The organism is Streptomyces canus, from assembly GCF_030815415.1.
GTDB lineage: Bacteria > Actinomycetota > Actinomycetes > Streptomycetales > Streptomycetaceae > Streptomyces > Streptomyces canus_F.
Genome location: NZ_JAUSWW010000001.1, coordinates 6331081 through 6351683 on the forward strand (window position 1 = coordinate 6331081; position 20603 = coordinate 6351683).

General features: G+C 68.7%; 18 protein-coding genes and 1 tRNA gene. 5 read left to right on the plus strand and 14 right to left on the minus strand.

The features are described 5' to 3' along the window. Positions 1 to 5: 5 nt before the first annotated feature. A complete protein-coding gene (locus QF037_RS29390) occupies positions 6 to 1010 on the minus strand; it encodes a carbohydrate ABC transporter permease (RefSeq protein WP_307030279.1) in 1005 nt (334 codons plus the stop codon). A 5-nt stretch (positions 1011 to 1015) separates the two neighbouring features. Then, positions 1016 to 2338 (minus strand): ABC transporter substrate-binding protein, encoded by a 1323-nt coding sequence (locus QF037_RS29395; RefSeq protein WP_307030282.1) that lies wholly within the window; start codon positions 2336 to 2338, stop codon positions 1016 to 1018. A gap of 392 nt (positions 2339 to 2730) precedes the next feature. On the opposite strand from QF037_RS29395, the gene QF037_RS29400 reads away from it, so the two are divergent. Continuing rightward, a complete protein-coding gene (locus tag QF037_RS29400; protein WP_307030284.1) occupies positions 2731 to 3786 on the plus strand; it encodes a LacI family DNA-binding transcriptional regulator in 1056 nt (351 codons plus the stop codon). Positions 3787 to 3832: 46 nt separating this feature from the next. On the opposite strand, the gene QF037_RS29405 is transcribed toward QF037_RS29400, so the two are convergent. From QF037_RS29405 to QF037_RS29425, 5 genes are all read right to left on the minus strand, one after another. Next, entirely contained in the window at positions 3833 to 4333 is a 501-nt protein-coding gene (locus QF037_RS29405) for a GNAT family N-acetyltransferase (protein ID WP_307030286.1), read from the minus strand. A gap of 66 nt (positions 4334 to 4399) precedes the next feature. Continuing rightward, positions 4400 to 4472 (minus strand) — tRNA-His (locus tag QF037_RS29410). A gap of 116 nt (positions 4473 to 4588) precedes the next feature. Continuing rightward, positions 4589 to 5191: an oligoribonuclease gene (gene orn / locus QF037_RS29415; RefSeq protein ID WP_307030288.1), complete on the minus strand. Its 603-nt coding sequence runs from the start codon at positions 5189 to 5191 to the stop codon at positions 4589 to 4591. A 118-nt stretch (positions 5192 to 5309) separates the two neighbouring features. Further along, positions 5310 to 6503 (minus strand): helix-turn-helix domain-containing protein, encoded by a 1194-nt coding sequence (locus tag QF037_RS29420; protein ID WP_266826658.1) that lies wholly within the window; start codon positions 6501 to 6503, stop codon positions 5310 to 5312. Between the two features lie 377 nt (positions 6504 to 6880). After that, positions 6881 to 7186, minus strand: coding sequence for a hypothetical protein (locus QF037_RS29425; RefSeq protein WP_307030290.1), 306 nt, complete (start codon positions 7184 to 7186; stop codon positions 6881 to 6883). Positions 7187 to 7494: 308 nt separating this feature from the next. Here QF037_RS29425 and QF037_RS29430 point away from each other — a divergent pair, with 308 nt between their 5' ends. After that, the gene (locus QF037_RS29430; RefSeq protein WP_046260901.1) at positions 7495 to 8022 is read left to right on the plus strand and encodes a universal stress protein; all 528 of its coding nucleotides are present in this window, start codon (positions 7495 to 7497) and stop codon (positions 8020 to 8022) included. Positions 8023 to 8183: 161 nt separating this feature from the next. Next, a complete protein-coding gene (locus QF037_RS29435) occupies positions 8184 to 8741 on the plus strand; it encodes a GPR1/FUN34/YaaH family transporter (protein ID WP_307030292.1) in 558 nt (185 codons plus the stop codon). Positions 8742 to 8917: 176 nt separating this feature from the next. On the opposite strand, the gene glmS is transcribed toward QF037_RS29435, so the two are convergent. After that, on the minus strand, positions 8918 to 10735 hold the full coding sequence (gene glmS, locus QF037_RS29440) for a glutamine--fructose-6-phosphate transaminase (isomerizing) (protein WP_307030294.1): 1818 nt from the start codon (positions 10733 to 10735) through the stop codon (positions 8918 to 8920). A gap of 39 nt (positions 10736 to 10774) precedes the next feature. Beyond that, positions 10775 to 11032: a hypothetical protein gene (locus tag QF037_RS29445; protein WP_046260898.1), complete on the minus strand. Its 258-nt coding sequence runs from the start codon at positions 11030 to 11032 to the stop codon at positions 10775 to 10777. A gap of 174 nt (positions 11033 to 11206) precedes the next feature. Between QF037_RS29445 and QF037_RS29450 the strand changes: the two genes are divergently transcribed. Then, a complete protein-coding gene (locus QF037_RS29450) occupies positions 11207 to 12775 on the plus strand; it encodes a purple acid phosphatase family protein (RefSeq protein ID WP_307037427.1) in 1569 nt (522 codons plus the stop codon). Positions 12776 to 12813: 38 nt separating this feature from the next. On the opposite strand, the gene QF037_RS29455 is transcribed toward QF037_RS29450, so the two are convergent. Then, positions 12814 to 13707, minus strand: a complete 894-nt coding sequence (locus QF037_RS29455) for a DUF4429 domain-containing protein (protein WP_307030296.1) — start codon at positions 13705 to 13707, stop codon at positions 12814 to 12816. 133 nt (positions 13708 to 13840) lie between these two features. Between QF037_RS29455 and QF037_RS29460 the strand changes: the two genes are divergently transcribed. Continuing rightward, positions 13841 to 15412, plus strand: a complete 1572-nt coding sequence (locus QF037_RS29460; protein WP_307030298.1) for a beta-N-acetylhexosaminidase — start codon at positions 13841 to 13843, stop codon at positions 15410 to 15412. Positions 15413 to 15464: 52 nt separating this feature from the next. Here QF037_RS29460 and QF037_RS29465 read toward each other — a convergent pair whose 3' ends face one another. Genes QF037_RS29465 through desA form a run of 4 tightly spaced genes read right to left on the minus strand, consistent with a single transcriptional unit; the run spans position 15465 to position 20479 of the window. Then, positions 15465 to 17237, minus strand: a complete 1773-nt coding sequence (locus QF037_RS29465; RefSeq protein WP_307030300.1) for an IucA/IucC family protein — start codon at positions 17235 to 17237, stop codon at positions 15465 to 15467. Beyond that, positions 17234 to 17779, minus strand: a complete 546-nt coding sequence (locus QF037_RS29470; protein WP_307030303.1) for a GNAT family N-acetyltransferase — start codon at positions 17777 to 17779, stop codon at positions 17234 to 17236. Before QF037_RS29470 ends, QF037_RS29465 begins: the two co-directional genes overlap by 4 nt. Further along, positions 17776 to 19053 (minus strand): lysine N(6)-hydroxylase/L-ornithine N(5)-oxygenase family protein, encoded by a 1278-nt coding sequence (locus QF037_RS29475; RefSeq protein ID WP_307030306.1) that lies wholly within the window; start codon positions 19051 to 19053, stop codon positions 17776 to 17778. Before QF037_RS29475 ends, QF037_RS29470 begins: the two co-directional genes overlap by 4 nt. After that, on the minus strand, positions 19037 to 20479 hold the full coding sequence (gene desA / locus QF037_RS29480; protein ID WP_307030308.1) for a lysine decarboxylase DesA: 1443 nt from the start codon (positions 20477 to 20479) through the stop codon (positions 19037 to 19039). The genes QF037_RS29475 and desA overlap by 17 nt, the downstream gene beginning before the upstream one ends. Positions 20480 to 20603: the final 124 nt, after the last annotated feature.

Sequence of the window (20603 nt, forward strand, 5' to 3'; positions counted from 1 at the left end):
TTCTCCTAACTACTGGCGCGCAGCCGGCGCGAGATGACGTAGTTGACGATCCCGATGACGATGAGGATCAGGAACATCGTCCAGGCGATCGCGGAGGCGCGGCCCAGGTGCTGGTTGACCCAGCCCTGCTCGTACAGATACAGGCCGAGCGTCTGGAACTGGTGCTGGGATCCGCCGGAGGGCCCCTTGCCGAACAGCAGTGGCTCGCCGAAGAGTTGGGAGGCACCGATGGTGGAGACGACCACCGTGAACAGGATCGTCGGCCGCAGCGCGGGCAGCGTCACATGCAGGAACTGCTTCCAGCGGCTGGCCCCGTCCAGGGCCGCGGACTCGTACAGGTCCTGCGGGATCGCCTGCATCGCCGCCAGGTAGATCAACGCGTTGTATCCGGTCCACCGCCAGATGACGATGCTGGAGACCGCGATCTGCGAGGCCCACTTGTTGTTCTGCCAGTCGATGTTGTCTATGCCGACCAGGCTCAACACCCAGTTGATCATGCCGTAGTCACGCCCGAAGAGCAGGACGAAGACGAGCGAGGCGGCGGCGATCGACGTCGCGTACGGGGCGAGCATCGCGACCCGGTAGAAGGTCGAGGCGCGCAGCTTGTAGTTGAGGATGTGCGCGAGGCCCATCGCCATCAGCAGCTGCGGCACCGTCGAGATGATCCCGATGGTCAGCGTGTTCTTCGCCGCGTTCCAGAAGAAGTCGTCGTCGAAGATCCGCGTGTAGTTCTTGAAGCCCACCCAGTTCATGTCGGTGGGCGCGGTCAGCTCCACCTGGTGCAGCGAGGCCCAGCCGGTGTAGATCAGCGGGAACAGGCCGAACGCGAGGAAGAGCAGGAAGAACGGCGAGACGAAGGCGTACGGGCTCCAGCGCATGTCCCGTTGCCAGCGGCGGGACAGCCGGGCCCGGCGGCGCTCGTCGTCGGAGGGCCCCGCGGGCGGGCGGGCCGGGGCCGCGCCCCCCTCCTTGGCGGGGGGCGCGGCAGCGGTTTCGTGCCCAGTGGTCATACGGGTCACTGGTCCAGGTTGTTGTCGATGGTCTTCACGGCGTTGTCCCAGGCATCCTTGGCGGACTTGCCCTGGGTCACCAGGATGACGCCGTTGTCGGTCAGACCCTGCTGGATGATCTGGTCCTTCGGGCCGATCGTCTGGACCGGGATGTTCTTGGCGGCCTCGGCGAAGATCGTGCCGATCGGCGCGTCACCGGTCATGTCGTTCTTGGCGCTCGTCACCTCGGTCGACTCGTACGCGGCCGGGGTGCTCGGGAAGCTGCCCTGGACGCCGAAGAGCTTGGCCTGCTGAGCGGGTGCGGTCAGCCAGGCGGCCAGCTTCGCGGCCTCCTCGGTGTTCTTGCCGGACTTGGGCACGGTCAGGAAGGACCCGCCCCAGTTGCCGGACTTCGGCGCCTGGGCGATGTCCCACTTGCCGGCCGCGTCGGGCTTCGACTTGCCCTTGATGTAACCGAGCATCCACGGCGGGCAGGACATCGCGGCGAACTTGCTGTTGGCGATCGTGGTGTCCCACGCCGGCTGGAACTGCGTCTGGTTGCCGATCAGTCCGTCCTCGGCGGCCTGGGCCGTGAGGTCGAAGGCGTTCTTGACGGCCGGGTTCGTCTTGTAGATGACCTTGCCGGAAGCGTCGTAGAACCGCTCCTTCTCACCGCTGACGATCGCCTGCAGCAGACCGCCGGGGGAGTCCAGGAAGGTGGTGCCCTTGGGGCCCTTCGCCTTGTACTGCTTGCCGACGTCGACGAGCTTGTTCCAGTCACCGGCCCACAGCTTGCCGACCTCCTCACGGTCGGTGGGCAGACCGGCCGCCTTGAACAGGTCGGTGCGGTAGCAGATGGCCATCGGGCCGATGTCGGTGCCGACACCGATGGTCGCGCCGTCCTTGGTGGTGGCCTGCTCCCACTTCCACTCCAGGTAGTCGCTCTTCTTGCCGTACTTCGACAGGTCGAGCAGCTTGTCGGACTGGGTTCCGACGATCTCGGCGATGTTGCCGACCTCGACCATCTGGATGTCCTGGAGACCACTGTTGGTGGTGAGGTGGTTGATCAGCGCCGGGTAGTAGTTCTCGTTGCGCTCGACGACGGTCTGCTGGATGTCGACGTCCGGGTGGAGCTTCTCGTACTCCTTGTACAGGCCGGACTCCTCGAAGCCGGCGGTGCCGAAGAGGCCGAGCGTGATCTTGGTCTTGCCGCCGCCGCCCCCGGACGACGAACCTCCCTCGTCGTCCTTACCGTCGTCGGCACAGCCGGCCAGCAGCCCGGCGCCCAGCGACGCTACGGCCGCGAGGACCACCACCCTGCGACGGGCGGTTCGGGTACGTGCTCGCATTGAGTCCTCCTGTTGCCCTGACGTGCCGACCCCCCGGCCAACTGCATTGTTGGGCCCGTTAGTTCTCGCGGCGGCTCGGGCGGGGAACGTGCGGGATGTGTATGTGTCAGGTACTGTGGGAGCGCTCCCATCAGTGATGAGTTGAAGAGTCGTCGGTCTTGGCGGGGGTGTCAAGGGAGTCGGCGAGGAGATATGTCTTCAGTTATCGGCCTGTTAACTAACTCGGGGGTCGGAGACCGGCCGACCCTTTTCGGCCTGCCCGGCATGTGAGGACGAGGCCCTCCGGGCCGACGCGGAGCTCTGGGGACGGTAGCCCCCAGGGACGCTCACTGTGATGGACGGGACTGTTACATTCCAGGCCAGCGTCCACATACGGCGGGAAGGCGGAGCCCATGGCAACCCACGGAGCGCGTGGCCGGAGCGGTGGCCGGCCGACCCTCGAAGAGGTGGCCGCGCGTGCCGGAGTCGGCCGCGGCACGGTCTCCCGGGTGATCAACGGCTCGCCCCGGGTCAGTGACGCGACCCGCGCGGCGGTGGAGGCGGCGGTCGCGGAGCTCGGCTACGTCCCGAACACGGCGGCGCGCGCCCTGGCGGCCAACCGGACGGACGCGATCGCGTTGGTCGTCCCCGAGCCGGAGACCCGGTTCTTCGCCGAACCGTACTTCTCGGACATGCTGAAGGGCGTCGCGGCCGAGCTCTCCGACACGGAGATGCAGCTGCTGCTGATTTTCGCGGGCAACGACCGTGAAAGGCAGCGGCTGGCCCAGTACTTGGCGGCGCACCGCGTGGACGGGGTGCTGCTGGTCTCGGTGCACGCGGACGACCCGCTGCCGGATCTGCTGGCCCAGCTGGAGATACCGTCGGTGATCAGCGGCCCGCGCTCGGCCGCGGAATCGCTCCCCTCGGTGGACTCGGACAACTACGGCGGCGCCCGGCAGGCGGTGGAACACCTGTTGTCCCGCGGTCGCACCCGCATAGCGCACATCACCGGACGCCTCGATGTGTACGGTGCCCAGCGCCGTATCGACGGTTACCGGGACGCGCTGCGCGAGGCGGGCCTGGAGGCGAACGGGAACCTGATCGAAGCGGGTGACTTCTCGGAGGAGGGCGGCACCCGCGCGATGGCCGCGCTGCTGTCCCGCGTTCCCGACCTGGACGCGGTCTTCGCCGCCTCGGACGTCACGGCCGCCGGCGCCCGCCAGGCACTGCGCGAGGCGGGCCGCCGCATCCCCGACGACGTCGCCCTCGTCGGCTACGACGACTCCGCCATCGCCCGCCACATGGACCCGCCCCTCACCAGCGTCCGCCAGCCCATCGCCGAGATGGGCCGCCACATGATCGACCTCCTCCTCACCGAGATCGCGGACCGCCGCCCGGCGGTGTCGCGGGGGCTGGAGAGACGGCAGGTGGTGCTGGCCACGGAGCTGGTGGAGCGTACGTCGTCGTAGGGCACCCGCCAACCCCGGGGGAACGCAAGGCGGTTGGCGGTGCGCTTCAGTCGCTCAGTGACAGGCGCCAGACCGTCTCGCCGTCGTGTCGTTCGTCGGTGGGGAGCAGGCCCGCCGCTGTGGCGACCGCCGCCGACGCGGTGTGGGCGGGGTGGATGTGAGCGGTGACGGTCCGGACGTAATGGCGGACCAGCCAGGTCACCAGCCCCCGGGCCGCCTCCGAGGCCAGGCCCTGGCCCTGCCAGGGGGTGCCGACGATCCAGGCGATCTCTGCCTCGTGCTTCCCCGTGACCGTGGCCTGGACGGTGCCGATGAGGGTTTCGTCCGCGTGCCGGCGCAGGACCCAGTTGAGCCAGGAGACGGCCGGGTCGGGGGAACCGGTGACCAGACGTTCGTAGCGCGCTCTCAGCTCCTCGACGGTCAGGGGCGTTCCGCCGATGAAGGTGTGCAGGGCCGGGTCGGCGAGTACGGCCGACATCTCCCCGGCGTGGTCCACGCGCAGGGGGAGGAGGTCGAGACGGGCCGTGCGGATGAGTTCGGTGTGCACGTGGACTCCCGGGAAAACGAAATCAGCCGGTGACCTCTATATCGAGGTCACCGGCTGATGACTCAGGGTGAGTGACGGGACTTGAACCCGCGACTTCCTGGACCACAACCAGGTGCTCTACCAGCTGAGCTACACCCACCACGACCGGCTTTACTGCTTTCAGGTTTCCCTGACCGGCCGAGAAAAAGTGTACAGGGTCCGAAGGGGTGCTCGTGCACGCCTTTTACGGCGCCCCTTCGACGGCCCCTGACGCACTTACTGAGCGGGCAGGACGTACTTCGCGGCGATCGTCTTGGCGGTGTCCGAGTCGGGGCCGGGCTGCGGCACGAACACGGCCTCACGGTAGTAGCGCAGCTCCGCGATGGACTCGCGGATGTCGGCGAGCGCGCGGTGGTTGCCGTTCTTCTCGGGGCTGTTGAAGTAGGCCCGGGGGTACCAGCGCCGGGCCAGCTCCTTCACCGAGGAGACGTCGACGATCCGGTAGTGGAGGTAGTCCTCCAGCGTCGGCATGTCCCGGAGCAGGAAGCCGCGGTCGGTGCCCACGGAGTTGCCGCACAGGGGGGCCTTGCCGGCCTCCTTGACGTGTTCCCGGATGTAGGAGAGGACCTGCTCCTCGGCCTCGGCCAGCGTCGTGCCGCCGGCGAGCTCGTCGAGGAGCCCGGACGCGGTGTGCATCTGACGCACCACCTCCGGCATCGTCTCCAGCGCCCGGTCCGGCGGTCGGATGACGATGTCCACTCCTTCGCCGAGTACGTTCAGCTCGGAGTCGGTGACGAGGGCGGCAACCTCGATGAGCGCGTCGTCGGACAGCGAGAGGCCGGTCATCTCGCAGTCGATCCACACCATGCGATCGTTCATGCGACCACCCTAAAGCTGACGTCGCCTTTTAGGGGCCCGGCGGTGCGGCGGACCTGAGCGCACGCCCGAACGCCGGGCGGGATGAGTCGGTCATCCCGCCCGGCGTTCCGGTACGTCGTTACGATCCGCTGCGCTGTCCCGGCAGGCTCGCCGACAGCTGGGTCGCCGGGCCCATCGAGCTCGCCGCCGCCGTACGCCGGGTCTGGAGCGGGACCGGGCCGCCCTCCGGATGGAGAACGGGTGCCGGGCCCACTGGGCCCGCCGCTCCGTCGCTCTCGGCCGGCCTGTCGCTCTGCGGACGCCGCGCCCGGTACGCCGCGCGGTACGCCGCCGGCGACGAGCCCAGCTGACGGCGGAAGTGCCCGCGCAGCGCCACCGGCGAACGGAAGCCGCAGCGCCCCGCGACCTCGTCCACCGAGTAGTCCGACGTCTCCAGCAGCCGCTGCGCCTGGAGCACCCGCTGGGTGATCAGCCACTGCAGCGGCGCACTGCCGGTGAGCGAGCGGAAGCGGCGGTCGAACGTCCGGCGGCTCATGTAGGCGCGCGCGGCGAGCGTCTCCACGTCGAACTGCTCGTGGAGGTGCTCCAGCGCCCAGGCGACGACCTCGGCGAGCGGGTCGGCGCCGATCTCCTCAGGTAAAGACCTGTCGAGATAGCGCTCCTGACCGCCGGATCGGCGCGGCGGGACCACCAGACGCCGGGCCAGCGCGCCCGCCGCCTCGTTGCCGTGGTCCGTCCGCACGATGTGGAGACAGAGATCGATTCCGGCCGCCGTACCGGCTGATGTCAGTACGTCGCCGTCGTCGACGAACAGTTCGCGTGGATCCACGTGCACCGACGGATAGCGCTTGGCCAGCGTCGGTGCGTACATCCAGTGTGTTGTCGCGGGGCGGCCGTCCAGCAGGCCCGCCGCCGCCAGGACGAAGGCGCCCGTGCACAGCCCGACGATGCGGGCGCCCTCTTCGTGCGCCCGGCGCAGTGCGTCGAGCGCGTCCTCCGGCGGTGGCGAGGTGATCGAACGCCAGGCCGGCACGACGACCGTGCCTGCCCGTGAGATCGCCTCCAGGCCATGTGGCGCGGTGAGTTCCAGGCCCCCTGTGGTCCGCAGCGGGCCTTCCTCGCCGCCGCACACCAATAGGCGGTAGCGCGGCACGCCGGCGTCCTGGCGGTCAATCCCGAACACCGACAGCGGTATGGAACTCTCGAAGATGGGGCCGCCGCTGAACAGCAGCACCGCGACGATCTCCTTGCGGCGTCGCCCGGAAAGCTTCCGGGCCGCGGCTTCCGGCGCGGCAGTGGAGTCGTGGCTCATACTGCTAAGCCCCCCTCGGTGGTCGCGGCTCCTCGGTTGTGTCGCTCCTGCACGTTTCCCCTCGGTCCTGCACGAGTCCCCCGCCGTAAGACGTCAAGATCGAATCTACTGTGTCCAATGGTGCCGGGGTGACCAGTTCGGCAACCGGCACATTGTCGACATGGCAACTTGGCGTGAAGCATTCGATCACGAAGCGTTGCACTCGCGGGCCGTGCAGGGAAGTGCGCCTCGTCGTAGTGGCCAATCCACGTAGGGTGCGGGGGGCCCTGGAGACCCTTTCCGTGCAGGTCGAACGGGGGGTGGGGGGTAGTGGCGGCAACGGATGCGCGGTGGCCGGAAGTTGGCTGAAAAGATACGGGTCCGTGCACGGAAACCGGTCAAGCGCCCGGTGAGTTTCCCCCAGTGTGACGACCGCCTCGATGGGTCCCGCTTCCGGTCCTGTGATGACGGCCACGATGGGGCGCGCGTTCCTCGGCGAGCAGCCGGGCCGCACCGCGCTCGGACTGGCGCAGCAGGATCCGGCAGGCGGCCGTGACGGCGGCCAGACCGAGGGCCGTGCCCGCCGCGCCGGCGAGCGAGGTGCCGTACCAGAGAAGGACCACGGGGACGAGTACGCAGCTGAACACCGCCCAGCGGACCACGTCCGTGGCGGAGTCCTCGGAGGGGGGTCGGTGTCCGGACATGCGTTGCTCCCTGGGGCGTGACTGCCGGGTTCAACGCGTGTTCGAGCGGTCGGTCACTGCGCGTACGGCCGTCAGGACCCACGGCGGCGTGAATCCTGTGCAAACCGCCTGTACAGCGCAGCAACCATTGCGTTACGGGCGCCCCTCGTGCATGCTCCCTGGAACCCCCACCGACCGTGCGCGGGATCTGGGCTAAGGAGGCGTGCCGCCGTACCCTTGGGGGTATGGGGTTGGGAAGATGATTCCCGGACACAGCTCCGCCGCACACTGTCGTCCCTCCCAAAAAGGATCACAACGCCGAGACAGCCATGGCCGGTCACGAATTCTTTGAACCCGCGGACCGCAAGCGGCCCGTCGCCGACCCCACGGCGGCCGAGCCCCTGGCGGCGGAAGAGCCACGTCATTCCTGCGACCCCGCCTTCAAGCACGGCGTAGTGGTCGGTTTCGACGGCTCCACGTCCAGTGAGCGCGCGCTCGCGTACTCCATCGGCATGGCCCATCGCTCCGGCTCGGGCCTGATCATCGTCCACGTCGCCAACCGGCTGCCCACGACCGTGTGGGCCGGCTGCGAGCCGCCGGTCTTCGTCGACGTGCCGGACCATCGCACCGAGGTGCTCGGACTCGAGCTCGCCTGTGCGGACTATCTCGCCGAGGTGCCGTGGATCCTCGTCGAGCGGGGCGGCGACATCTGCCATGAACTCGAAGAGGTCGGGCGCGAGTACGAGGCGGACGCGATCGTCGTCGGCTCCACGCACGGACTCGTCGGGCGGATCTTCGGGTCCGTCGCGGGGCGGCTCGCGAAGCGTGCGAAGCGTCCTGTCGTCGTGATTCCGTAACTCGTCGTCGTCCCTGGTGGGATGCGCCGGAGGAACAGTCCCTCGCCCTTTCGAACTCCCTTGTGCAGCGCATAAATCTACTCGCGCGTAGAGGTGTTTGTGCCCTTGTGAAGGGCATATATCGCACATCGCGCAACTGCACAGCATGAAGGGAGCCCGCCGTGGACAATGACGTCTCCGCGGGAGCAACCACCACCATCGTCGGCCGACTCGCCCTCGGGATCACCCTCCTGGCGTTCGGCCTCGGCCACACCGACGTGATCGACGGCGTGACAGCCGCTGACGCGGTGTCAATCGCCCAGTACGTGGGCGGAATCGCCCTCTTCGTCGCGGGTCTCATGGCCTTCCGTGACCGTGACACCGCCAACGGCACGGCCTTCGCGGCGCTGGGTGCGCTGTGGTTCACATGGGCCGTCTCGGACGCCGGTTCCGCCAACGCGGCCGGGCTGTTCCTCACGCTCTTCGCCCTCGTGGCGCTGTCTCTCACCCTCGCGGGCGGGGACCAACTCGGGCAGGGGGCCTACGGGTTGTTCTTCGTGGCGCTGGTGCTCATGGCCATCGCCCAGTTCGCCGGCAACGACGGGCTCACCAAGGTGGGTGGATGGTTCGCCGTCGCCGCGGGTGCGGTGGCCTGGTACGCGGCGACCGCGGCGATGGCCCACTGGCCGACGGTGCTTCCGAAGCGGGCTGCAGGTCGGGGCGTGACGGCAACCGGCTAACGGGCAGCCGACGCCGGGGACTTGGGCGGCCCCGGCTGTGAAAACGGACCCCCGCGTGCGGTGGCACACGTGGGGGTCCGTTCACCTCTTTGCGCCTAAACCGGCGCCGCTCTCGCGGAGGTGGTTGCTCGCCGTGAGGATTGCTCAATAATCCATTCCGCCGTCGCGGGGATTTACTACTCCACCGTCACGGACTTTGCGAGGTTCCTCGGCTTGTCGATGTCCCTGCCCAGTACCAACGCCGTGTGGTACGCCAGGAGTTGGAGGGGGATACCCAGGAGGATCGGGTCCAGTTCGTCCTCGTTCTTCGGGACGACGATCGTGTGGTCGGCCTTCTCCTGGTCCTGGTGGGCGACCGCGAGGATCTTGCCGCTGCGGGCCTTGATCTCCTCCATGGCGGCGCGGTTCTTCTCCAGGAGGTCGTCGTCGGGGACGATCGCGACCGTGGGGAGGGCGGGCTCGATCAGGGCCAGGGGGCCGTGCTTGAGCTCGGAGGCGGGGTAGGCCTCGGCGTGGATGTACGAGACCTCCTTGAGCTTCAGGGAGGCCTCACGGGCCACCGGGTAGCCCCGGACCCGGCCGATGAAGAGCATCGAGCGGGCGTCCGCGTACTGCTCGGCCAGCTTCTTGATCTCCGCCTCGTTGCCGAGGATCTCGGTGATCTGCTCCGGCAGCTTGCGCAGCCCCTCGATGATGCGCTTGCCGTCGCGGACCGAGAGGTCGCGGGTGCGGCCCAGGTGGAGCGCCAGGAGGGCGAAGGCGACCGTGGTGTTGGTGAAGCACTTCGTGGAGACCACGCAGACCTCGGGGCCCGCGTGGACGTAGATGCCGGCGTCCGCCTCGCGGGCGATCGCCGAGCCGACCACGTTCACGACACCGAAGACCCGCGCGCCCTTGCGCTTCAGCTCCTGGACCGCGGCGAGGACGTCGTAGGTCTCGCCCGACTGGGAGACCGCCACGTACAGCGTCTCGGGGTCCACGACCGCGTTGCGGTAGCGGAACTCGGAGGCCGGCTCGGCGTCCGCGGGGATGCGGGCCAGCTCCTCGATCATCTGGGCGCCGATCATGCCCGCGTGGTACGAGGTGCCGCAGCCGAGGATCTTCACCCGGCGGATCTGGCGGGCCTCCCGGGCGTCCAGGTTGAGGCCGCCGAGGTGCACGGTGGAGAAGCGGTCGTCGATGCGGCCGCGCAGCACGCGGTCCACGGCGTCGGCCTGCTCGTGGATCTCCTTGTGCATGTAGGTGTCGTGGCCGCCCATGTCGTAGGAGGCGGCCTCCCACTCGACGGTGGTGGGCTCCGCCGTCGTACGGGTGCCCTCCGTCGTGTAGGTGCGGAAGTCGTCGGCCTTGAGCGTGGCCATCTCGCCGTCGTCGAGAGTCACTATCTGCCGCGTGTGGGCGACCAGGGCGGCGATGTCCGAGGCGACGAACATCTCCTTCTCGCCGATGCCGAGGACGACCGGGGAGCCGTTGCGGGCCACGACGATGCGGTCGTTGAAGTCGGCGTGCATCACCGCGATGCCGTACGTGCCCTCGATGACGCGCAGCGTCTCGCGGACCTTGTCCTCGAGCTTCTCGGCCTGGGAGCGGGCGATGAGGTGGACCAGGACCTCGGTGTCGGTCTCGGAGAGGAACTCGACGCCGTCCGCCTCCAGCTTGCGGCGCAGGTCGGAGGCGTTGTCGATGATCCCGTTGTGGACCACGGCGACCTTGAGGTCGGCCGACATGTGCGGGTGGGCGTTCACATCGGAGGGGGCGCCGTGGGTGGCCCAGCGGGTGTGGGCGATACCGGTCGTGCCCTTGAAACGCGCCGGGACCTTGGCCTCCAGGTCACGGACCCGGCCCTTGGCCTTGACCATCTTCAGGCCCGCCGTCTTCGGGGACGTGACGACGATGCCCGCCGAGTCGTAGCCGCGGTACTCCAGGCGCTGCAGGCCCTCCAGAAGGAGGGGGGCCACATCACGCTTCCCGATGTATCCGACGATTCCGCACATATATGTATTCCGTTCCTCGGCCGTTGCGACTCAGCCGTCTCAGCCGTAGACGATGCGGCGCAGCTGCCTGAGCGTAAGCTCCGGCGGCGCGACCGCCCGGTATTTCAGGTCCGCCTCGACCCGTTCGAAGATCTGCGCGTTCACCAGACCCTGGGCCTGGAGTTCGCGGTGGCGGCGACGGACGTAGTCCTCGGTCGTCTCGTCGAAGTAGGCGAGCACGTCCTGGATCACCCGCAGCGCCTCGCCCCGCTGGAGGGGCGTGGATCGCGTCAGATGATCAACAAGTTCGTCGTGCACCCGGTAGATCCTGAAGGACGGGCTCGGGTTTCGCAAGAATCCTGCCCGATTTCGGGCAAGGGGCTGTTCGGACACTTAGAACACTTATGGGCTGCCCATGGGAGTCCGTTGGCCGGCTGTTCCCCGGGCCGATGTGTCCGACCAGCAGCTTGTGGAGCCATGGACATTCCTCGTATGGGCGTACCCGAGCAGCTCGCCGAGCGCATGAGCATGGCCGAGCAGCACGAGTACCTGCGCGCCAGATTCTCCCGGCGCACGATGATCAGAGGCGGCGCCGTCACGCTGGGCGCCGTCGCGGGCGGCGTGTTCGTGCCCGGCGCCACCGCACAGGCCACACCCCTGGCCACCCCGTCGGCCACGCCGCGCACCGAGACGGTCGACGGCTCCCTCGTCGCCCCCTTCGGCCGCCACCTCGCCTTCGGCGCCGACCCGCGCACCGAGCTCACCGTCTCCTGGCAGGTCCCGGTCGCCGTCAAGAAGCCCTTCCTCCGCATCGGCGTCCACCCCTGGGACCTCTCCCGCAAGATCGAGGCCGAGGTCCGCACGCTCCACACACCGGCCGGCGTCGGTGCGAGCGGCGACCACACGCAGTACTACGTGCACGCCGAGCTGAGCCGGCTCAAGCCCGGCCGGACGTACTACTACGGCGTCGGCCACCAGGGCTTCGACCCCGCCGAGCCGCACCTCCTGGGCACCCTCGGCACCTTCACCACCGCCCCCGCGCACAAGAAGCCGTTCACCTTCACCGCCTTCGGCGACGAGGGCGTCGGCTACCACGGCCTCGCCAACAACAGCCTGCTCCTCGGCCAGAACCCGGCCTTCCACCTCCACGCCGGCGACATCGCGTACGCCGACCCGGCGGGCCAGGGCAAGACCGCCGACACCGGCTTCGACTCGCGCGTGTGGGACCAGTTCCTGGCCCAGACCGAGTCCGTCGCCAAGTCCGTGCCGTGGATGCCGGCGTACGGCAACCACGACATGGAGGCCTGGTACTCGCCCAACGGCTACGGCGGCGAGGAGGCCCGCTGGAACCTCCCCGCCAACGGACCCGACGCCAAGAACCTCCCCGGCGTCTACTCCTTCGTCTACGGCAACACCGCGGTCATCTCGCTCGACGCCAACGACATCTCGTACGAGATCCCGGCCAACCTCGGCCTCTCCGGGGGCACCCAGACCACATGGCTGGAGGCGCAGCTCAAGAAGTTCCGGGCGGCGCACGACATCGACTTCGTCGTGGTCTTCTTCCACCACTGCGCCTACTGCACCTCCACCGCGCACGCCTCGGAGGGCGGTGTGCGCCAGGAGTGGGTGCCGCTGTTCGAGAAGTACACGGTGGACCTGGTCATCAACGGCCACAACCACCAGTACGAGCGCACCGACGTCATCAAGGGGGGCGAGGTCGCCAAGAAGCTGCCGGTCGGCGGCACGGCGTACCCCGAGAGCGAGGGCGTGGTGTACGTGACGGCGGGTGCGGCGGGCCGCAGCCTGTACGCGTTCAGCGCGGCCGAGTCCTACGAGGGGCACGAGAACGAGGTCGAGTCCGTCGCCTCGTTCATCAACACCAAGGACGGCAAGCAGAACGAGACCGTCACCTGGTCCCGGGTGCGCTACCTCGACTACTCGTTCCTGCGGGTCGACGTCACGCCCGCGGCCAGGGGCCGGACGGCCACGCTGACGGTGCGCGGCATCGCCGAGACGGGCGAGGAGGTCGACCGCTTCACGGTGGCCCGCAAGGCCAAGTAGCCCCGGGGGAACCGTGGAGTCCCTGGGACCCGCGGGGATCACATCCGTTTGAGGACCGCCTGTTTGGCCAGCGTGAACTCCTCGTCCGTCAGCACACCCGTGCGGCGCAGCTCGCCGAGCTCGCGCAGCCGGCGCAGGAGGGCGTCGTGGTCGTCCTCGGCGGACCCGACCGGAGCGGAGGGCAGTTCCGGTCGTCCCTCGCGTACGTCCCGTACGTCCGTGGCGGCCGCCCTGGCCGGGTGCGGAAGCCGGGCCTGGACGGCCGCCGCGATCAGGGCCATCAGCGGGTCCTTCTTGAAGCCCCACAGCTCCACCGAGTTGGGGTCGTACTTCGGGGGAGCCTTGGTCGGCGCGTTCTTCACGCTGAAGCGGAGACAGCCGTTCTCCAGGCCGACAGCCGGGAGCCACTCCACGCCGTCGAGATCGGTGACGGCGAGGGTGCGGATGCCGGCGGCGGCCTTGGCGTCCTCCGTCTTCCAGTTCCACTCCAGCCGCACGCGCTCGCCGTCGAAGCTGGCGGTGCCGTCCCCGGCGGACACGGACAGCGGGACGGCCGGGCCCGGCAGCAGATACTCGGCGACCGGCGCGGCCGGGACCTGGTCGAGCAGCAGCGCGTTCCTGACCTCGTCCACGACGTACTCGGCGACGCCGTAGCGGTCGGACTCGACGAACAGCTGGTACGGGTCGTTGGGCTCGGTCAGCCGGCCGCCGGTGGCGTGCAGCAGCGGGTCCGCGCCGTCCCGCAGCCGTAACCTGAGCCGCCCGGCCTTGCGGCCCTGCTCGAACGAGACGCCCGCCAACGCGCCCAGCGGGACGACCAGTTCACCCAGGGTCTTGCGGAACAGGCTGACGTTCTTGTCGCGCCCCGGGGTCAGCCGCAGGGCGTCGCCGTCGAAGGTCCAGGTGCCGTCCTTCTGGATGATTTCCGCCATGGGCAAAGTCTGGCATTCCCGCGTGACGGGGCTGGGCGTCTGGGCTGCCGACGGGCCGCATGGCAAGGTGGTCTCTACCAATTCAGGGTGAAGGGAGCCACATGTGAGACCGCACCACAGACCAACTCCCCGTATGGCCCGACTGCTCGGCTCGTTGCTGCTGATGGCGACCGCGGGCACCTTCGTCGCGGGAGCGGCGCCCACACCCGGGGCGGAGACGGCGGGGCCGCTCGGTGAGGTCGTCCCGGCGCCCGCCTCGGTCGAGCCGGGCGGATCGCCGTACCGCATCACCCGCGCCACCCGCATCCGTGTCGACGACTCCGGTGCGGTCCGCCGTATCGGCGAGTACGTGGCGGACGTGCTGCGCCCCTCGACCGGCTATCCGCTGCCGGTCACCTCCCGCGGCAAGGGCGGCATCCAACTGCGTCTGGCCAAGGGGCCGTTCGGCGCCGAGGGCTACCGCCTCGACAGCGGCGCCAAGGGCGTCACCATCACCGCCGCCCAGCCCGCGGGGCTCTTCCACGGCGTCCAGACCCTGCGCCAGCTCCTCCCGGCCGCCGTCGAGAAGGACTCGGTGCAGCCGGGCCCGTGGCTGGTCGCCGGCGGCACGATCAAGGACACCCCGCGCTACGGCTGGCGCGGCGCGATGCTGGACGTGTCCCGGCACTTCTTCACCGTCGACCAGGTCAAGCGCTACGTCGACCAACTCGCCCTGTACAAGGTCAACAAGCTGCATCTGCACCTGAGCGACGACCAGGGCTGGCGGATCGCCGTCGACTCCTGGCCGCGCCTCACCACATACGGTGGCTCCACCCAGGTCGGCGGCGGGCCCGGCGGCTTCTATACGAAGGCCGACTACCGAGAGATCGTCCGGTACGCCGCCTCCCGCTATCTGGAGGTCGTCCCCGAGATCGACGTGCCGGGCCACACCAACGCGGCCCTCGCCTCCTACGCCGAGCTCAACTGCGACGGCGTCGCACCGCCGTTGTACACCGGCACCGAGGTCGGCTTCAGCTCGCTGTGTGTGTCCAAGGAGATCACGTACGACTTCGTGGACGACGTGATCCGGGAGCTCGCCGCGCTCACACCGGGCCGGTATCTGCACATCGGCGGGGACGAGGCGCACTCCACGAGTCACGAGGACTACGTGAAGTTCATGGACCGGGTGCAGCCGGTCGTCGCCGAGTACGGCAAGACCGTGGTGGGCTGGCACCAACTGACCGGGGCGACGCCCGCGAAGGGTGCGGTGGCTCAGTACTGGGGGCTCGATGACACCAGTGCCGAGGAGAAGGAGCGGGTCGCGGCAGCCGCGCGGGGCGGGACCGGGATCGTGCTGTCGCCGGCCGACCGGATCTACCTGGACATGAAGTACACGGCGGACACTCCGCTGGGGCTGGACTGGGCCGGTCTGGTCGAGGTGAAGCGGTCGTACGACTGGGATCCCGGCAGCTACCTTCCGGGTGTGCCCGCTTCGGCGGTCCGCGGGGTCGAGGCACCGATGTGGACGGAGACGCTCACCAACTCCGCGGACATCGAGTACATGGCCTTCCCGAGGCTGGCGGGCGCGGCGGAGCTGGGGTGGTCGCCGGCGGCCACGCACGACTGGGACCGGTACAAGGTGCGGCTCGCGGCGCAGGGGCCGCGGTGGGAGGCACTGGGGATCGACTACTACCGCTCGCCCCAAGTCCCCTGGCCCGGACGGTAGATGCGGACGGGCGCCCGGGGGTCCGTACCCCGGGCGCCCGCCTGTCTCCGGGTCAGAACCCGGCGATCGGGTTCTTCAGGTTGCCGACGAGCTGCAGTGCGCCCGCCGGGTCGGCCAGGTCCACCATCTGCTGGTTGTTGCGCAGTTGGAGCCGGTTGAGGCAGGACAGCGCGAACTCCGGGGCGAACATGTCGTACTGCCGGAACTTGTCGGCGAGTTCGGGCAGCGAGGCCTGGTACTCGCGGGTGATGTCCGCGACCGTCCGCCAGAAGTCGTCCTCCGCCACGATGCCCTCGGCGGCGAGGTTCGCGGCGAGGAAGCGGAAGAAGCAGTCGAAGACGTCCGTGAAGATCGAGAGGAGCTTCTTCTCCTCCGGCACGTCCACCCGCAGCCGCTCGACCGCCGGCGGCAGGACCGCGTCGACGTCCATGACCGCGATCTCCTCGGCGATGTCCTTGTAGATCGCGCGCTCCACGGCGCCGTCCTTCAGGACCAGGATCACGTTCTCGCCGTGCGGCATGTAGACCAGGTCGTAGGCGTAGAAGCTGTGCAGCAACGGGGTGAAGTACGCCGTCAGATAGCGGCGCAGCCACTGGGTGGGCGCCAGGCCCGACTGCTCGATCAGGGCGCCCGCGAAGGACTTCCCCTCGTGGTCGACGTGGACCAGGGAGGCCATCGTCGCCAGCGACTCGCCGTCCTGGAGGGTGCCCACCGGGCTCTCCCGCCACAGGGCGGCCAGCATCTTGCGGTACGGCGAGTAGCGGTCGGTTGCGGCCTCGTACTCCAGGTGCCGGTAGCCGACCGCCGCGCGCTCACGGATGACCGACAGGCCCGTCGACTTCAACACGGGGTCGTTGTCGATGAGTTGGGCGAGCCAGTCGTTGATCGCCGGGGTCGCCTCCATGTACGCGGCCGACAGTCCGCGCATGAAGCCCATGTTGATGACGGACAGGGCCGTCTTCACGTAGTGCTTCTCGGGGTGCGAGGTGTTGAAGAAGGTCCGGATGGACTGCTGGGCCAGGTACTCGTCGTCACCCTCACCGAGGCAGACCAGGTGCCGGCGGGCGACCTCGGCGGCGAAGGTGACGGAGAGCTTGTTCCACCACTGCCAGGGGTGGACGGGGATGAAGAGGTAGTCGGCCGGGTCGAGGCCCTCGGCGGTGAGCTTCTCGTGGAAGCGCTCGACGGTCCGCGCGCCCAACTCGTCCCGTACGAAGGACTCGTACTCGATCCCGACGCCGGCGGTGAACGCGGCGCGCGAGCGGTGTGCGGCCAGCCACACCAGGCGGACCGGGTTCGCCGTCTCCGGGGCGTACGACAGGTACTCGTGGATGCCGAAGCCGAGCCGTCCGTTGTTGGCGACGAAGCAGGGGTGGCCCTCGGTCATGCCGGTCTCGATGGCCTGGAAGTCCGCTCGGACGAGCTCGGATACCGGGATCTGCGGCTTGGTGAGCTTGTAGCAGGTGCCGGAGAGGGTGGAGGAGATCTCCTCCAGGTAGACCGGCAGGATCTCGTCGCTCAGGCCCAGCGACTTCTTCAACTCGATGAAGAAGTCCAGCGCGGCGAGGGGGCGGTCGACGCCGTCTCGGTGACGGGAGATCGAGTCGGCGTCGACCTGCCAGTGGTCGAGGGCGCGGCGCGTGGCGGTGAACCCGTAGCGGGTCAGACCGTCGTCGCTGCGGACCTCGAAGCGGCCGTCGGCGATGGCCTCCGGCGTGATGAGCCGCTCGTGGGCGAACTCGGCGAGGGCTTTGCGGATGAGGAGGCGGTTGGCCTGCTCCCAGCGCTCGGGGGAGAGGTGGGCGACCGAGTCGGCGAGGGTCATGCCGTCACCGCCGTCGCCGCGGAGAACTGCTCCCGGGTGCAGAAGCTCAGCAGGGCCGTCTTCTCCGGCTTGCGGATCTCGCGCTCGGGCACGAACCCGACGGCCTCGTTGAGGGCGTGGACGGCCGTGTTGGACACGTCCGGCTCGACGACGACACGTTCCACGGCGGGGTCCTCGAAGAGATGCGCCATGACCGCCGTGATGACGGACCGGGTGAAGCCGCGCACGGGGGTGTCGGTCGCGGGGGTCAGGAAGTGCATGCCGATGTCGCCCGGGCGCGGGTCGTACAGGCCGACCAGTTCGCGGTGGGCGGGGTCGTACTTCTCCATGAGGAAGGCGGGGACACCGTACGCGTCGAGGCCCAGCAGCGCGTGGTGGTGCTCGTCGGCGGCGATCTCCATGTACGCGCGCTCGACGTCCTCCAGTTTCGCGTCCTGCATCATCCAGAACGCGGCCTTGGGGTGGGTGACCCAGCCGTGCAGCAGCTCGGCGTCCTTGAACGGGTCGAGCGGGCGGAAGGCGAAGGTGTGGGGGATGGTCATACGGAGAACTCCTGGAACGCGATGGTCTTCTCGACCGGGTAGTACTCGGTGCCGAGCAGCTCACGGATGATGTAGGCGTTGCGGTACGCGCCCATGCCCAGGTCGGGCGAGGTGATGCTGTGGGTGTGCACACCGGCGTTCTGCAGGAAGACGCCGCGGCCCGTGGTGTCGATCGAGTAGTTGCGGGCGACGTCGAAGTTGCCCTGTGTGTCGTAGCGCAGCCGGTCCTTGACGGGGGTCAGGAACTCCGGCTCGGCGTACTTGTAGCCGGTGGCCAGGACCAGGCCCTGCGTCTGAAGGTCGTAGTCCTTCTCCTGCTCCTCCTGGCGGAAGGAGAGGGTGTACGTCCCGTTCTCGTACGCCGCGCTGTTCAGCGAGGAATTGGTGAGCAGCCGTGTGGGGACGGGCCCGCCGAGGTTCTTCTGGTAGAGCAGGTCGAAGATCTCGTTGATGAGATCGCCGTCGATGCCCTTGAACAGGCCCTTCTGCTGGGCCGTGAGCCGGTAGCGGGTGGCCTCCGGCAGCTCGCGGTAGTAGTCGATGTACTCCGGGGAGGTCATCTCGAGCGTGAGCTTGGTGTATTCGAGGGGGAAGAAGCGGGGGGAGCGCGTCACCCAGTTCAGCCGGTAGCCGTGGACGTCGATCTCGGCGAGGAGGTCGTAGTAGATCTCGGCGGCGGACTGGCCGGAGCCGACGATCGTGATCGAGTCCTTCTTCTGGAGCTCCGCCTTGTTCTGCATGTAGCGGGAGTTGTGGAAGAAGTCGCCGCCGAGGCCCTGGACGGCGTCCGGGTAGTGCGGCGAGGTGCCGGTGCCGAGGACGAGCCGGCGGGCGCGGTAGACGTCACCCGCGGTCGTCTTCACGACGTACAGGCCGTCCTCGTACGTGACGTTCGCGACGGTCGTGCTGAAGCGGACGCTGCTCAGCTTGTTCGCGGCCCAGCGGCAGTAGTCGTCGTACTCGACGCGCAGCGGGTAGAAGTTCTCGCGGATGTAGAACGAGTACAGCCGGCCCTTCTCCTTCAGATAGTTCAGGAAGGAGTACGGCGAGGTCGGGTCCGCCAGCGTCACCAGGTCCGACATGAACGGCGTCTGGAGGTGGGCGCCTTCGAGGAACATGCCGGCGTGCCATTCGAAGTCGGGCTTCGACTCCAGGAAGACACCGTCGAGTTCGTCGATGGGCTCGGTCAGACAGGCGAGGCCGAGGTTGAACGGGCCGAGCCCGATACCCACGAAGTCATGGGTTTTCGTCGGGTTTTCAGGACGCGCGGTCAAGGGACTCTCCCAGGTACTGCTCGGCGTGGCCGGCTATCAGGTCGAGGACGGCGGCGATGTCGTCGGTCGTCGTCTCGGGGTTGAGCAGGGTGAACTTCAGGTAGTGGCGGCCCTGGACCTTGGTGCCCGCGACGACCGCGTCCCCGGAGGCGAACAGGGCCTTGCGGGCGTACAGGTTGGCGCGGTCGATCTCGGCCGGGTCGGTCACGGCGGCGGGGATGTAGCGGAAGACGAGGGTGGAGAGGGTGGGCTCGACGACCACGTCGTAGCGCGGGTCGGCGGCGAGGAGCCGCCAGCCCTCGACGGCCAGGTCGCACACCTCGTCGAAGAGCTGCCCGATGCCGTCGGCGCCCATCACCCGCAGGGTCATCCACAGCTTGAGGGCGTCGAAGCGACGGGTGGTCTGCAGGGACTTGTCGACCTGGTTGGGGATGCGCTCGGTGACCATACGGCGGGGGTTCAGATACTCCGCGTGGTAGGTCGCGTGGCGCAGGGTGGCCGCGTCCCGGACCAGCACGGCGGACGAACTCACCGGCTGGAAGAAGGACTTGTGGTAGTCGACCGTGACCGAGTCGGCGCGCTCGATGCCGTCGATGCGGCCGCGGTACTTCACCGACGCGAGCAGACCGCAGCCGTAGGCGGCGTCGACGTGCATCCAGGTGTTGTACTGCTCGCACAGCTCGGCGATCTCGGGCAGCGGGTCGATCGAGCCGAAGTCGGTGGTGCCGGCGGTGGCGACGACGGCCATGGGGACGAGGCCGTCCGCCTTGCAGCGCTCCAGTTCGTGGGCGAGCGCGACGGTCTGCAGGCGCTTGTTCTGGTCGACCGGGATGGTGACCACGGCGTCCTGGTCGAGGCCCAGCAGTTTCGCGGACTTCTTCACGCTGAAGTGGCTGACCTCGGAGGCGAAGATGCGCAGTTTCGCGAAGGAGTCGGTCTTGGCCTCCTCGCGCGCCAGGAGGAGGGCCTGGAGGTTGGACTGGGAGCCGCCGGAGGTGAAGACGCCGTCGGCGTTCGGGCCGAGGCCGATCCGCGCGTTCGTCCAGTCGATCAGTTTGCGCTCGATGAGGGTGCCGCCGGCCGACTGGTCCCAGGTGTCCAGGGAGGAGTTGACCGCGGAGAGGATCGCCTCGCCGAGCACCGCCGGTATGACGACCGGGCAGTTGAGATGGGCGAGGTAGCGCGGGTGGTGGAAGTAGACCGCGTCGCGGAGGTAGACGTCCTCCAGCTCGTCGAGGGCCGCGGCGGTGTCGAGCAACGGCTTGTCGAGGTCGATCGCGTCGATCGTCGGGGCGAGGGCGTCGACGGTGACACCCGTGAACGGACGGTCGGTGGCGGCGAGTTTGGCTGCCACCCGCTCTACTCCTTCGGTCACGGAGCGGCGGTACTGCTCCGCGGTCGTGTCATTGAGCAGGTGCGAGCGCATGGTGGGGGTCCTCCGGGGGGAGCAGTCCGTGCGGGTCGGACGGGGCTGGGGACGCGATCTTCGATCTCGCTTCGCGTTACTTAGGTTAGCCTAATCTAAGTAACGTTGGTCAAACGTGGCATCA

Coding starts and splice junctions, on each gene's coding strand:
- QF037_RS29390 (WP_307030279.1), bottom strand. CDS start 1,010: ATGACCACTGGGCACGAAACCGCTGCCGCGCCCCCCGCCAAGGAGGGG.
- QF037_RS29395 (WP_307030282.1), bottom strand. CDS start 2,338: ATGCGAGCACGTACCCGAACCGCCCGTCGCAGGGTGGTGGTCCTCGCG.
- QF037_RS29400 (WP_307030284.1), top strand. CDS start 2,731: ATGGCAACCCACGGAGCGCGTGGCCGGAGCGGTGGCCGGCCGACCCTC.
- orn (WP_307030288.1), bottom strand. CDS start 5,191: ATGAACGATCGCATGGTGTGGATCGACTGCGAGATGACCGGCCTCTCG.
- QF037_RS29420 (WP_266826658.1), bottom strand. CDS start 6,503: ATGAGCCACGACTCCACTGCCGCGCCGGAAGCCGCGGCCCGGAAGCTT.
- QF037_RS29425 (WP_307030290.1), bottom strand. CDS start 7,186: ATGTCCGGACACCGACCCCCCTCCGAGGACTCCGCCACGGACGTGGTC.
- QF037_RS29430 (WP_046260901.1), top strand. CDS start 7,495: ATGGCCGGTCACGAATTCTTTGAACCCGCGGACCGCAAGCGGCCCGTC.
- glmS (WP_307030294.1), bottom strand. CDS start 10,735: ATGTGCGGAATCGTCGGATACATCGGGAAGCGTGATGTGGCCCCCCTC.
- QF037_RS29450 (WP_307037427.1), top strand. CDS start 11,207: ATGGGCGTACCCGAGCAGCTCGCCGAGCGCATGAGCATGGCCGAGCAG.
- QF037_RS29455 (WP_307030296.1), bottom strand. CDS start 13,707: ATGGCGGAAATCATCCAGAAGGACGGCACCTGGACCTTCGACGGCGAC.
- QF037_RS29460 (WP_307030298.1), top strand. CDS start 13,841: ATGGCCCGACTGCTCGGCTCGTTGCTGCTGATGGCGACCGCGGGCACC.
- QF037_RS29465 (WP_307030300.1), bottom strand. CDS start 17,237: ATGACCCTCGCCGACTCGGTCGCCCACCTCTCCCCCGAGCGCTGGGAG.
- QF037_RS29470 (WP_307030303.1), bottom strand. CDS start 17,779: ATGACCATCCCCCACACCTTCGCCTTCCGCCCGCTCGACCCGTTCAAG.
- desA (WP_307030308.1), bottom strand. CDS start 20,479: ATGCGCTCGCACCTGCTCAATGACACGACCGCGGAGCAGTACCGCCGC.